Source organism: Bombilactobacillus bombi, from assembly GCF_013607485.1.
Classification (GTDB): Bacteria; Bacillota; Bacilli; order Lactobacillales; family Lactobacillaceae; genus Bombilactobacillus; species Bombilactobacillus bombi_A.
In genome coordinates, this window is sequence record NZ_SCHP01000016.1 from 1 (window position 1) to 13,158 (window position 13,158).

A 13,158-nucleotide genomic window follows, 5' to 3' on the forward strand; every position below is an offset into this window, starting at 1 on the left:
AGTGCAAAAACTTCCTTTCGGGTAGTTTTGGTTGGTGGCCGAAAACTATTATATCGAAAGGAAGTTTTTCTCGCTAAAGCTCTTCTGTCCCCCACAAGTAAAACTTGTGGTTTATTTAACATATTAATTTAACAATTCTAGGTAGAACAATTAAAGTTCTACTTAGAATTGTTTTTTAGTATCCCTTTAAAATATCAAAGGTTATACATACATTGATTCTTTGTTAGGAAAATGAAGATAGATGTCTTAGCATTTAAAGTAAAGGAGGCAGGAGATGCTCTTTTCAAAAAGACTAAAAATTACAAGGCAGTCACTTAATTTAACTCAAGAAAAAGTTGCTAGCCAGTTGCACGTAACTCAACAAACAATTTCTAGTTGGGAAAATGGACGCAGTTATCCAGATATTGATAGTTTAATTCAAATCAGCGACTACTATCAAATTTCACTAGATACGTTACTCAAGGAGGATACAGGCATGAAAGAAGAAATCAAAAAAAGTGAAGTTTTGCATACTCTACGCCCGACATTCATTGCTACTTATCTCATTAATATAATTTGTTTAGTGGCTTTGTTATTAATGCATTTCATTGATAAACAACAGCAGACACCTCTATATGTATTTTATGGATTAATTGTAATTACAATAATTAATGCGATATCTTTAGCTTATTTGAAAGTATTTATCAAAAAGCGCCTCGCTTCTAAATCTATGAAATCAATCATTTTTAAAGGTTGGTTGTTGTTAATACTCGGAATTGTAGGTGTAATTTTGTTAATTGTTCGTATTCCTATTTTTTATGGTGGTACTTATTTTGGCATTTTAGCTGCTTTGACGATAATTTTTTATTTGAATAAATATTCTCATAATAATTAAGAAATTTTTGGGGTTCATTATGATTTATTCAAAGATTATAATAAACACGTGTAAGGCTGGGATAACAATTCCCAGCCTTATTGATAAATTTTATTAAATTATGGAGCTAATAGTACTGCTAATAGATACGTGATAACAATAGTTAAAAATCCTACAACTATATTTCGAGAAATTGTTTTAACTACTGAAACATGACTACCAATAGTACTAATTATCGCATTTAAACAGAGGGAAATTCCCATTACTAATGCTGTATTAAAGACTCGCCAATGAGGAGTAGAAAGAGTGATAGCTAATAAAGGAATGATGGCTCCCATAACAAAAGATAAAAATGAGGTAAAAGCCGCATGAACAGGCATCAACAAATCTTTTTTATGCAATTTGGGATTATCAATCGTAGTTAAAATATTTTCTCCAGTCATTGTTTCTACTTGTAAATCACGCTGTGCACTGACTGACATCCATTCGCCACCAGCCATAGAACAAGCCCCTGCCAACATACCTGAAATACCTGTAATAAATAAAGTATGTGGATCTAAGTTAGCACCCGTAGCCCCTAATACTATTCCTGAAACGGAAATAATACCATCATTAGCACCCAGCAGTCCTGCTCTTAAGACATTAAGTCGATCCCAAAAATACAATTTTCTTATTTTTACTGCTTTTACCAAATTATTATTCATTGTTATAGCCTCATTTCAATAATGTATCCCTAGCGTTAAACGAGCAAAACGACTCATGCAATCAATACTCCAAGCTGGTTCCCAAACTAAGTTAATCTTACAATTATTGACTCCCTCAATGGACAAGGCCGCTTCTTTGATTTGTTTTTCTAATACATCTTCTAGGGGGCAGCCCATAATTGTCAAAGTCATTGTTATTTTACATACCTCATTTTGAACTCTTATATCATAAATCAAGCCTAGATTTACTAAGTCAATTCCTAATTCTGGATCTATGACTTCTTCCAAAGCCTGATATACCCGCTTTTCTACTAATTTATTACATTCACTCGACACTCTAAACTCTCCTCGTTCTAACCAATTGAACCTTCCATTTCAAAACTAATCAAACGATTTAATTCCACAGCGTATTCCATGGGTAATTTTTTTGTAAAGGGTTCTACAAAGCCCATTACAATCATTTCAGTAGCCTTAGCTTCAGAAATACCACGACTCATTAAATAATATAATTGTTCCTCTGAAATTTTAGAAACTCGTGCCTCATGTTCCATGGCTACATGGCTATTTAATACCTTATTATAAGGAATAGTATCTGAAGTAGACTGATCATCCATAATAATCGTATCACATTCAACATGTGCCTTGGATCCTTGTGATTCCTTATTAAAAATTACCGTACCTCGATAATCTACTGCTCCGCCATCTTTAGCAATTGATTTCGAAACAATAGAACTGGAAGTATACGGAGCATTGTGAATCATACGTGCTCCTGAATCTTGATCCATGCCTTTGCCTGCCACTGCAATAGATAACATAGTTCCTTTTGCACCAGGACCATTAAGATAAACACTAGGATATTTCATAGTAGCCTTAGAACCTAAGTTTCCATCAACCCATTCCATAGTAGCATTTTCAGCGGCAGCGGCCTTTTTTGTTTCTAAACTATAAACATTAGTTGACCAATTTTGAATTGTTGTATAACGACAATAAGCGTTTTTGAGAACATTAACTTCTACAACAGCTGCATGTAAACTGTCTGAAGAATAATTGGGTGCTGTACAGCCTTCCACATAGTCCACACTAGCATCTTCATCAACAATAATTAAAGTACGCTCAAATTGACCCGAATTTTCAGCGTTAATCCGAAAATAAGACTGCATTGGGGTTTTGGTACGCACTCCTTTAGGTACATAAATAAATGTGCCTCCAGACCAAACTGCACCATTTAAAGCTGTAAATTTATTAGTGGCAGGGCGAACAAGCTTACCAAACCATTTCTTGAATAATTCAGGATACTTCTGCAAGGCTGTATCAGTATCGGTGAAAATTATTCCTAATTTTTCAAACTGATTTTGCATTCGATGATAAACCACTTCAGATTCATACTGTGCTGAAGATCCGGCTAAATATTTTCTTTCTGCTTGAGGTACTCCTAAACGTTCAAAAGTTGTTTTTATTTTATCCGGAACCTCATCCCAATCACGATACTTTTTGTCAGTCATTCTTTGATAGTAAAGCATATTCTCTAAATCAATTTCAGATAAATCAGGACCAAAATGGGGCATAGAAAGTTTTTTGTATATTTTGTAGCATCGCAAACGATAATCTAACATCCACTTGGGCTCATGTTTGGCCATTGAAATTTGACGGACAATTGCTTCACTTAATCCTCGACCTGTTGTAAATGTAGGTTGAATATTATCGTGAAAACCATATTCATAAGTCTGTTCACTTTGAACAGCATTTGGTATCTCAGACATTTTATGCTCCTTTATCAGTTTTTAATGATTTCTGTAATGCCCACCAAGCTAAAGTAGCACATTTAATCCGTGCAGGAAATTTGACAACCACTGCTAAAATACCAGCATCTTGCAGTTGATCTAATTCAGATTGTGAACATTCTTTATTTAACATCATATTGGAAAATACTTGGGCCATTTGCAAAGCTTGAATTTTGGTTTTGCCAATTATCGCATCAGTCATCATACTGGCTGATGCTTGGCTAATAGTGCATCCTGTTCCTGTAAAACCTACTTGTTTAATAACTGCTTGATCATCTATCTCTAACTGCAAGTGAATAATATCTCCACAACTTGTATTCTCTAATGTAACAAAATGGCTAACATGCTCCAACTCCCCTTGATGATGTGGATTTTGTGCATGATCTAAAATGACTTCCCGATAAAGACTTCCCAACTGCTTAAGGCTCATAACTAAAAAACTCCTTTGTTTCCTGTAGTGCTTTTAAAAATTGATCAATATCTTTAATATTGTTGTAGAGATAAATACTTGCGCGAGCTGCGGCATTAACACCTAAAAATTTCATTAAAGGCTGTGCACAATGATGTCCAGCACGAACAGCAACTCCATTTAAATCTAAGGCTGTGGCCAGATCATGTGGATGAACTCCCTTTAAATTAAAAGATACTACACCTGTATGCTTATCAGAATCTACGGGCCCATAAATATTAATATCTGTCATTTTCGCTAATTGAGATAATAAATAATTGGTAAGGCTTTTCTCATAATGTTGAATTGTCGATAAACCAATTGCTTGTAAATAGTCAATCGCCCCACCCAATCCAACTGCACCAATGATATTTGGTGTTCCTGCTTCAAACTTTGCAGGTATATCTGCCCATGTGCTTTGATAAAGCTCCACATGATTAATCATTTCTCCACCATATTGCCAAGGAGCCAATTCTTCTAATATTGCTGATCTTCCATATAAAACTCCAATTCCTGAAGGGGCTAACATCTTATGCCCTGAAAAAGCATAAAAATCAACATCTAAATCTTTTACATTAACTGAAAAATGTGGTATTGCTTGAGCACCGTCAACCACTGTAATAGCACCTTGTCGATGAGCCCATTGTGAAATTTGTTTTATCGGATTTATAACTCCCAAAACATTACTGACATGACAAAGAGCTACAATTTTAGTTTTTGAGGTAATCTTTTTTTGGGCATCATCTAAATCTAATTCACCTTGAGAGGTAAGTTTAATATACTTTAATTGAGCTTTCTTTCTAATAGCTAATTGCTGCCAGGGAATTAAATTGCTATGATGTTCCATCACTGTAATTACAATTTCATCGCCCGCGTGAATAAATTGTTCACCATAAGTACATGCAACAAAATTTAATGATTCAGTAGTCCCCCGCGTAAAAATAATTTCTGACGAAGACGAAGCGTGAATGAAATTTTGTACCTTAATTCGAGCATGCTCATAAGCATCTGTAGCTCGTTGTGCTAAAGTATAGACTCCACGGTGCACATTGGAGTTACTAGTTTGGTAAAAACAGTTGAGTTTAGATAAAACAGATGAAGGCATTTGTGTAGTAGCGGCATTATCCAAGTATGCTAAACGTTCACCATTTATTTTTTGTTGTAAAATTGGAAAATCTTCAGTAACGTTAATTATACTTTTGCCCATTAATGAGCTTCCTTTCAATTGTATCAATTAATTGTCTTTGAATAGAATTATCCGGCATGCCCGCAATAACTGGGCCTAAAAAACCTCTGATAACTAATCGCTGTGCTGTTGGTGCATCAATACCACGACTCATCAAATAATACATTTGTTCCTCATCGACTTGACTGACACTAGCTGCATGACCAGCTAAAACATCATTTTCATCAATTAATAAAATTGGATTGGCATCTCCACGGGCTTGATCTGACAACATTAATACTCGATTTTCTTGCTCAGCATTAGCACCATGCGCGCCATGAATAATATGACCAATACCATTAAAAGTCAATTGTGACTGCTCCAATAGAATTCCTCGCTGGACAATATTACCTATAGTTCGCTGACCTCGATTAGTAACTCTAGTATTAATACCAGCACGTTGACTTCCTGTACTAATTGCTATTACTTTGGCATTCGACTGAGCTTCTCTTCCCTCTAGTTCCGAAGCAAAATCAGCGATTGTAGGTCCACTATTGAGCATACCAATTGACCATTCAACTTGCGCTCGATCGCCAATGACCGCTCGACGATTAAGATAAGACATTGTAGATTCTGGCAGCTCATCAATAGCAGAAAAATGAACTTTACTGTCAGTTTGAGCAATAACTTCTACCATACAATTGCTGAGATTTTTCTGATCGCCTTGCGCAGTTAATTGAGTAATTACAGTAACCTGACTAGCTGATGCTGCAACTACTAAAAGATGATGAATTAAAGGCTGTTTAAAAGTATTGTCTTGAATAATTTTTATCATTAAAGGCTGTTTTAGTTTCACATGTTGAGGTATATAAATAAAAATACCACTATTCATCAAAGCACAATGGTAACTAGTGAGTCGATCTTCATTTGCTCTAATTGCTTGATTTAGGTAATATTTTTTTATTAAATCTGGATATTTTTGTAGTGCTGTAAAAATATCTGTAACAATTACTCCTTGATTTTTTATTTCTTGATCCAAATCAATAGCAATAGTAGTTTGTCCTTTTTGAACTATCACATTAAGTGACTTATCATTGCTAATTTTCGAACTAATAGATTCATGTAATTGTGGTTTTATAACTTCTGCAAGTTGCCAATCATAAAAATCAAATTGGGGAATTTCAGGTAGAGACAAACTAGAAATTTGACTTAAAGCTTTTTGTCGTTGTTCCCAGAACCATTGAGGTTCATGGCGTCGATCACTCATCGTTTTTAGGTCCTGAATAAATTCCACATCATTAAAATTCATATTAGGACCTCCTACGCTTCATCTACTAGGTCAATATCTAATCCTAGTTCATCACGCAAACCAGCATATCCTTCATTTTCGAGTTTTTTAGCTAATTCAGCATCACCCGATTTTACAATCTTACCACCCATCATAATATGCACAACATCCGGAACAATATAGTTTAAAAGTCTTTGGTAATGAGTAATAATTAATGCGCCAAATTCTTGATTACGCATCGAATTTACTCCTTTAGCAACTACTTGGAGTGCGTCAATATCCAGGCCAGAATCAATTTCATCCAATAAAGCAAAATTAGGTTTGATCATTAATAGTTGTAAAATTTCGTTACGCTTTTTTTCACCGCCAGAAAAACCTTCATTTAAATAACGTTCAGTCATAGATTCGTTCATGTCTAAGAGCTTTAGATTTTTATCTAATTCCTGAATGAATTCACGTACCCCCATTTGATTTTTAGATGAACGCCGAGCATTAATGGCCGTTCTTAAAAATTCGGCATTGGTAATACCTTGAATTTCTGCCGGATACTGCATTGCTAAAAATAATCCTTGGCGAGCCCGCTCATCAACTGGCATATCTAAAATACTATTACCATTTAACAATATATCTCCTTTTGTGATGTGATAAGCAGAGTTTCCCATAATCGTTTGTGATAAAGTCGATTTACCAGTGCCATTAGGCCCCATAATGGCATGAATTTCACCGGTTTTAATAGTTAAATTAACGCCCGTCAGAATCTCTTTAGTAATATTTTGCCCTTGTTCTTCAGTCGTCACACTTACATGTAAATTTTTAATCTGCAATTCCTTCATAAAGAGTTTCCTTTCAATAAATCAACTGTAGTAATTATTATTAGAATAGGAAATTATTTTAATAAACAATTCTGTATAGTTTTTAACAATAAAATATATTTAAATTATTTATAATTTCTTCTTCTTGCAATTATAGTAATCAAATGTTTATTATTATTAAGCACACTTAATTTTAATTAAAATTTTTTATATACCATAAAATTTATAAAAAGATGGAGGCTCACTTTATGCAGTCTTTACCCAAGCAGGAAGTAACTCTCAAAACAATTGCTCAAATAGCTAAAGTTTCTCCAACAACAGTATCACGCGCTCTTAACAATAGTTCTAATATAAAATCAGATACAAAGCAAAAAATATTAAAAATAGCTAAAGAAATAGGATACATTCCAAATCTAACAGCAAAAGCTTTAGTAACAAAACGGTCATATATAATTGGTATTTTTTTTACTGATATACGTGTAGGCACCTCTGAGAGTTTTCTTAAAGACGTTATTAATCAAGCACAAAAAATTTTACCTAAAGGATATACGCTAGCTATTAGCGACATCAATAATAACAAAAGTGTATTGACCCATAACTATGACGGTATTATTGTATTAAGCCAATCACAATCTGATGATCAATTTATCGACGAAATCGTAAATCGTAAAATACCTATTGTAGTTTTAAACCGTAAAATTTCTAGAAATGACATATCTAACTATAGTATTAATGATTATTTAGGTGTTCAAAATATGGTAGCTTATACTATTAGGATGGGGCATCATAATTTTGGTTTAATTAAAGGAATTGATACTTTTGATTCTACAAGACTTCGTACAACCAGTTTCTTAAATACTTTAAAAAAGTATGGATTAAAAATAGATCCTGAATTAATTAAAAATGGTGATTATAAGCCTAAAAGTGGTAATGTAGCTATGAGGCAGATTTTAACTTCAGGTAAAATACCTACCTGTGTGTTTTGTGAAAATGATGATATGGCAATTGGTGCTATAAAAGCTTGCAAAGAATTAGGTTATAGAGTTCCAGAAGATATTTCCTTCATTAGCTATGACGATACTGATTATTCAAAATATCTTATTCCTGGATTAACCACTGTCCGAAAACCTACTGCAAAAATTATTAATTTAGGCATTCAAAAACTTACTGAACTTTTACAGTATAGCTCTCAAAAAATTGGTATAGATAAAATGAATATTACTCCAGAAATTATCGTACGTAATTCAGTATATGATCGGCGCAAATAATATAAATTCATTTTTGACGCTTATTCAGTTACACCAATTTTGAAAATTGCTAAACCATGAATACCATATTTTTCATTATTAGTTTTTTTGCCACTAGCCACATCAATAATATATTGGATAAATTGATCTGACAGCACATCCATTGATGTATTCATTAATTGCCCTGCATCAAAATCAATCCAACGAGGTTTCTTATTTGCAATATAAGAATTAGAAGATACTTTTACCGTTGGAACATAAGTTGCAAAAGGTGTACCACGTCCAGTTGTAAATAAAACCATTTGACAATCTGCTGAGGCTTCCGCAGATGAAGATACTAGATCATTTCCTGGAGCTTGTAGCAAACTTAAACCGTTAGTTTTAATTTTTTCACCATATTGTAAAACATCATTTACTGGTGAAGTGCCAGACTTTTGAGTACAGCCTAAGGATTTATCTTCCAAAGTAGTAATTCCACCTTCTTTGTTTCCAGGAGATGGATTTTCATAGATAGGCTGATCAAAAGATTCAAAGTATTCTTTAAAATTATTTATTAACGAAACAATTTTTTTAAATGTTACTTCATTTTTAGCTCTAGACATTAAAATTGTTTCTGCACCAAACATTTCCGGTACCTCTGTTAAAACTGTAGAACCACCTTGTGCAGTTACAAAATCCGACAAACGTCCTAATAAAGGATTAGCTGTGACTCCAGATAATCCGTCAGAGCCACCACATTTTAAACCAATCTTTAATTCACTTAAAGGTTGTTTTGTTCTAACATCATTTGCTGCAGCTTCATTAATTTCCTTGAGCATTTCTAAAGCTGTTGCTAATTCATCATCAACTGCTTGAGATACTAAAAATTTTATACGTTGAGGATCAATTTTTCCACCGATGCGTTCTAATTCTGATTTCATACCTTCCATTTGATTATTCTCACAGCCCAAACCAAATATCAATACACCACCAGCATTAGGTTGAAGGGCAGCATCAACTAAAATTTTACGAGTTTGTTCAAAATCATCGCCTAATTGTGAACAACCATAAGGATGCTTTAAGACTATAATATTATCAAAAGATCCATTATCAGGATATAAAGCTTTAAATTGCTCTACCACAATATCTAATAAGGGATTGATACAGCCTACAGTTGGAATAATATATAAATCATTACGAATACCAACTTTTCCATTAGGCCGTTTATATCCCATAAATGTACGAGAATCTGGTGCAATATGACTATCTAATTTTTCAGGTTTATAGGTATAATTTAATTCACCCGATAAATTTGTTTTTAAATTATGTGTATGAACCCAACTACCTTGAGAAACAGGTTCTATAGTATGCCCAATAGGGAAACCATACTTAATTACATTTTCATTACTTTCCATGTCCTTTAAGGCAAACTTATGCCCACGTTTAATAGGTTCTTTTAGTCTAAAAGTAATGCCACTATCTATTTTAATCTCACTGTCTTCAGATAAATCTTGTAAGGCCACTCCGACTGAATCACGCGGATTCAGAATAATAAAGTTATTCATAATTATTCATCCTTTTTATTAATTAATTGAACTGCTTTTCTTGCCCCTTGTTGATCAATAATCTCTAAATCTTGTTTAATCAAATCAATTAATCCGTCAATCTTAGTTAAATCTTCACCCCATAACTTATCATCTGCTAAAGCATTAGTAATATAACTATTAGTTTGTTTCAATTTATCAAATTCCGCTAAAATTTCAGGGGTATCTTGGGGTGCAAAATCAGCTTTACCAAAATAAATCTTAAGATAACTTGCTAAAGCTAAGGTGATCCGTTGTGGTAATTTATGTTTAAGTTCTACATATTTCTTAAATGTTGGTAAAAGACGTGCTTGAAATTTTGAAATGCTATTTAAAGCAATTGAACTCAATTCATGATTAACATATGGATTTTCAAAGCGCTCTTTAACACCTTCTGCATAGTCTACTAGTTCTTTTTCTGGCAATGAAACTGTTGGAATAATTTCTTGATACATTTCATCATTAATAAATTTATAAAAGTCACTGTCTTGCATAACTTTGCCAACAGTGTCAATACCGGCTAAACGGGCAATTGGGCTCATAGTTGTATGAGGGCCGTTAAGTAAAGAAACCTTACGATTACGATATGGTTGCATATTATCTGTTACAACCACATTTAAGCCTGCTTTTTTTAATGGCAAAAGTTGTTCTAACTTTTTATCTCCTTCAATTACAAAAATCAAAAACGGTTCAGCTTTAACTATCAATTTGTCATGATAATTCCATTCCTTCTCTAAATCAGCAGAACGATCTTTTGGATATCCTGGAACAATACGATCAACCAAAGTAGCATAAAAATCATTTTCATTGTTTAACCAGTCAATAAAATCTTGACCTAAATTCCATAATTTTGCATACTTCAAAACTAATTTTTTTAAGGTATTACCATTGTGATTTATTAATTCACAAGGAATAATTTGAAATCCTTTTTTTCCTAATTTAAAACGTTCATAAAGTAAAGCAGTCAATTTGCCAGGATAGGAATTTTGAGGCTTATCACTTAATTTATCGTTTTCATCAAAAGTAATTCCTGCTTCTGTAGTATTAGAAAAAATAAATTGAATATTATCATTTTTAGCCAAGTTCAAATAGGATTGATAATCTTCATAGGGACGAACAGTTTCATTAATACTTTCAATAACTTCATGCTCTTGAATCTTTTTACCATTTAATTTTCCTTCAAGTAAAGTCGTGTATAAACCTTCTTGCTCATCTAGTATCTTGGTCATTCCATCTTTAAGGGGTTGAACTACGGCAACACCTCCATGAAATAAACCTTGTTTATTCATTTGTTGTATTTGCCAGTCTATAAAGGCTCTCAAAAAATTTCCTTCCCCAAATTGAATCACTTTTGTCGGATATTTTGGTAATTCTCTAAACGTATTATCTAACTGTTTTAATGTATTTTTCATGATAAATACCTCCATTATACATAAAAGTTATAAACAAACATCACAATTGAGATTCTAACATAAATAAATTATTAACGTTAACGATTTCATAATATGAATTATAATTTTAATTGTCAACCCAAAAATTAATACTTTCACAACTTTTATAAATTTAAAAAATATTATTTTTAAATATTGTTGTAAATAACAACACTAACAATGAGTTGTCATAGCAACGTTTTTGATATCTTTCAGCAATTTCAAAATACATTAAAAATATATTTTTGTTTGTGAAACTTTGAATATGTGGTTGACAAGCAACAAAAAATGCAATATCATGCAATCGTTAACATGTTATCTACATTGTAAAATATTTTTTATATTATATCAGCTGATGTTATTCATATGAACTTATAAAATACCTTGTAAAGGAGCGAAAGAATGTTAGACGATGAAACACCAACTATATCTAATAATCGAAAAAAAACTTTAGCTCAAGAACTTGCTGATGGTCAACATGGTACACGTATACCATTATCACAAAAAATAGCTTATGGTTTTGGTGATTTTGGAAACGGTTTTATGTTTGATCTTGGCCAAGCCTATTTAACAAAATTTTGGATTGATGCTGCCGGTATTGGTGCAGGAGCAGTGGCGGGGATTTTTGGATTTACCAAAATTTTTGACGCATTTATGGATCCGATAGCGGGTTCGGTAATTGATAATCGTAAAAAAATTGGTAAATCCGGTAAATTTCGTCCAGTTATGATGGTTTCTGCTATTATACTTGGAATTATGACCGTTGTTACTTTCACAATGCCTAACCTATCTCCTACTGGAAAAATAGTTTATGCATATGCAGCTTATATGATTTGGGGAGCTGTTTATTCTTTTACCAATGATCCATATGGATCTTTAGCTTCAGTAATGACGCGTAATGTTCAAGATCGAAGTTTTATAGCTACTTCTAGACAAGTTGGATCTGTAGGAGCGCAATTTTTAACTGGAATTGCTTTTATACCTTTAATGACTATGTTTGGTGGAAATAATGAAAAGCATGGCTTCTTAATTGCTGCAACTATATTTGCAATATTAGGAGTATTAATGTTTTTAATTTGTTATTTAGGAACACGTGAAAATGTAGACGTTCACCGTGATAAAAGTGCTAAAGCTGAAGGTTTTAAAGATTACTTTAAGGTTGTTTTTACTAATGGCCCGCTTTTTGTAATAATTTTAATGACCATTTTTACTATTTCAGCAATGAATACAAATAATCAAATGATGGTTTTCTTTGCTCAATATAATCTAGGCAATATTGGTTTACAGCCAATTGTTAACGGTATCATGATGGGCACCTCAATTGTAGGTGTATTTATGATTCCAATGTTGACCAAACATTTTGGTAAACGTAAAACCGCAATGGTGAGTTTTATTATTGGAGCAGCAGCTAATATTTTGAATTTTATTTTACCTACTAATGTAATCACTTTTATTATCTTGGTTACAATTGGGTATACTGCTTTAGCTATTCCTAATGGTATAACTTGGGCTTTTGTCTCAGATGTTATTGATTATGGTGAATGGCATACCGGTATGCGTAAAGAAGCAATCACTTATGCCGCATTTAATTTTTCTAGAAAATTAGCTCAATCCTTAGCCGCCTTGGTTAGTGCTGGTATTTTAGCCTTAACCGGTTATATTGCAAATGCACATCAAACTCCTAAGACACTTACAGGAATTAAAGCAGCAATGACACTTTATCCAGGCATTTGCTTATTAATTGCTGCTGTAGTTATCGGATTCTTATATAAATTAAGTGATGATCGCTATGTACAAATTGCTAAAGACCTAGATAATGGAATTTGGGAAAATGGTAAGATCGGCGATCAGGATGTAAAGAAATAAAA

12 protein-coding genes are annotated in these 13,158 nt (G+C 33.0%); 3 read left to right on the forward strand and 9 right to left on the reverse strand.

Translation table 11 applies throughout. The features are described from left to right. Positions 1-274 precede the first annotated feature (274 nt). A complete protein-coding gene (locus tag EQ827_RS04690; protein WP_181189834.1) occupies positions 275-874 on the forward strand; it encodes a helix-turn-helix domain-containing protein in 600 nt (199 codons plus the stop codon). Between the two features lie 98 nt (positions 875-972). Here the strand turns inward: EQ827_RS04690 and EQ827_RS04695 are convergent, their stop codons facing one another. From EQ827_RS04695 to sufC, 7 genes are read right to left on the reverse strand one after another with little or no spacing between them, the layout of a single operon-like run. Continuing rightward, positions 973-1,557 carry a VIT1/CCC1 transporter family protein gene (locus EQ827_RS04695; protein WP_181189835.1) on the reverse strand — a complete coding sequence of 195 codons (585 nt, stop codon included), beginning with the start codon at positions 1,555-1,557 and terminating at the stop codon, positions 973-975. Between the two features lie 15 nt (positions 1,558-1,572). Beyond that, positions 1,573-1,893, reverse strand: a complete 321-nt coding sequence (locus tag EQ827_RS04700; RefSeq protein ID WP_181189836.1) for a metal-sulfur cluster assembly factor — start codon at positions 1,891-1,893, stop codon at positions 1,573-1,575. A 17-nt stretch (positions 1,894-1,910) separates the two neighbouring features. Continuing rightward, a complete protein-coding gene (gene sufB, locus EQ827_RS04705; protein ID WP_181189837.1) occupies positions 1,911-3,317 on the reverse strand; it encodes a Fe-S cluster assembly protein SufB in 1,407 nt (468 codons plus the stop codon). Position 3,318: 1 nt separating this feature from the next. After that, the gene (gene sufU, locus EQ827_RS04710) at positions 3,319-3,768 is read right to left on the reverse strand and encodes a Fe-S cluster assembly sulfur transfer protein SufU (protein ID WP_181189838.1); all 450 of its coding nucleotides are present in this window, start codon (positions 3,766-3,768) and stop codon (positions 3,319-3,321) included. After that, positions 3,758-4,993: a cysteine desulfurase gene (locus EQ827_RS04715; RefSeq protein WP_181189839.1), complete on the reverse strand. Its 1,236-nt coding sequence runs from the start codon at positions 4,991-4,993 to the stop codon at positions 3,758-3,760. Before EQ827_RS04715 ends, sufU begins: the two co-directional genes overlap by 11 nt. Further along, complete coding sequence (sufD, locus tag EQ827_RS04720) at positions 4,974-6,260, reverse strand: Fe-S cluster assembly protein SufD (protein ID WP_181189840.1); 1,287 nt, start codon at positions 6,258-6,260, stop codon at positions 4,974-4,976. Before sufD ends, EQ827_RS04715 begins: the two co-directional genes overlap by 20 nt. 11 nt (positions 6,261-6,271) lie before the next feature. Then, on the reverse strand, positions 6,272-7,072 hold the full coding sequence (gene sufC, locus EQ827_RS04725) for a Fe-S cluster assembly ATPase SufC (protein ID WP_181189841.1): 801 nt from the start codon (positions 7,070-7,072) through the stop codon (positions 6,272-6,274). Between the two features lie 227 nt (positions 7,073-7,299). Here sufC and EQ827_RS04730 point away from each other — a divergent pair, with 227 nt between their 5' ends. Then, positions 7,300-8,319, forward strand: a complete 1,020-nt coding sequence (locus tag EQ827_RS04730; protein ID WP_181189842.1) for a LacI family DNA-binding transcriptional regulator — start codon at positions 7,300-7,302, stop codon at positions 8,317-8,319. A gap of 20 nt (positions 8,320-8,339) precedes the next feature. Here the strand turns inward: EQ827_RS04730 and EQ827_RS04735 are convergent, their stop codons facing one another. Together EQ827_RS04735 and EQ827_RS04740 are read right to left on the reverse strand one after the other, a co-directional pair. Beyond that, on the reverse strand, positions 8,340-9,842 hold the full coding sequence (locus EQ827_RS04735; RefSeq protein WP_181189843.1) for a UxaA family hydrolase: 1,503 nt from the start codon (positions 9,840-9,842) through the stop codon (positions 8,340-8,342). A gap of 2 nt (positions 9,843-9,844) precedes the next feature. Beyond that, the gene (locus EQ827_RS04740; protein ID WP_181189844.1) at positions 9,845-11,272 is read right to left on the reverse strand and encodes a tagaturonate reductase; all 1,428 of its coding nucleotides are present in this window, start codon (positions 11,270-11,272) and stop codon (positions 9,845-9,847) included. Positions 11,273-11,692: 420 nt separating this feature from the next. Here EQ827_RS04740 and EQ827_RS04745 point away from each other — a divergent pair, with 420 nt between their 5' ends. Beyond that, entirely contained in the window at positions 11,693-13,156 is a 1,464-nt protein-coding gene (locus EQ827_RS04745; protein WP_181189845.1) for a glycoside-pentoside-hexuronide (GPH):cation symporter, read from the forward strand. The last annotated feature ends 2 nt before the right edge of the window (positions 13,157-13,158 follow it).

Excerpts from the sequence above, each read along its gene's own strand:
- EQ827_RS04690 (WP_181189834.1), top strand. The coding sequence starts at position 275 with ATGCTCTTTTCAAAAAGACTAAAAATTACAAGGCAGTCACTTAATTTA.
- EQ827_RS04695 (WP_181189835.1), bottom strand. The coding sequence starts at position 1,557 with ATGAATAATAATTTGGTAAAAGCAGTAAAAATAAGAAAATTGTATTTT.
- sufB (WP_181189837.1), bottom strand. The coding sequence starts at position 3,317 with ATGTCTGAGATACCAAATGCTGTTCAAAGTGAACAGACTTATGAATAT.
- sufU (WP_181189838.1), bottom strand. The coding sequence starts at position 3,768 with ATGAGCCTTAAGCAGTTGGGAAGTCTTTATCGGGAAGTCATTTTAGAT.
- EQ827_RS04715 (WP_181189839.1), bottom strand. The coding sequence starts at position 4,993 with ATGGGCAAAAGTATAATTAACGTTACTGAAGATTTTCCAATTTTACAA.
- sufD (WP_181189840.1), bottom strand. The coding sequence starts at position 6,260 with ATGAATTTTAATGATGTGGAATTTATTCAGGACCTAAAAACGATGAGT.
- sufC (WP_181189841.1), bottom strand. The coding sequence starts at position 7,072 with ATGAAGGAATTGCAGATTAAAAATTTACATGTAAGTGTGACGACTGAA.
- EQ827_RS04730 (WP_181189842.1), top strand. The coding sequence starts at position 7,300 with ATGCAGTCTTTACCCAAGCAGGAAGTAACTCTCAAAACAATTGCTCAA.
- EQ827_RS04735 (WP_181189843.1), bottom strand. The coding sequence starts at position 9,842 with ATGAATAACTTTATTATTCTGAATCCGCGTGATTCAGTCGGAGTGGCC.
- EQ827_RS04740 (WP_181189844.1), bottom strand. The coding sequence starts at position 11,272 with ATGAAAAATACATTAAAACAGTTAGATAATACGTTTAGAGAATTACCA.
- EQ827_RS04745 (WP_181189845.1), top strand. The coding sequence starts at position 11,693 with ATGTTAGACGATGAAACACCAACTATATCTAATAATCGAAAAAAAACT.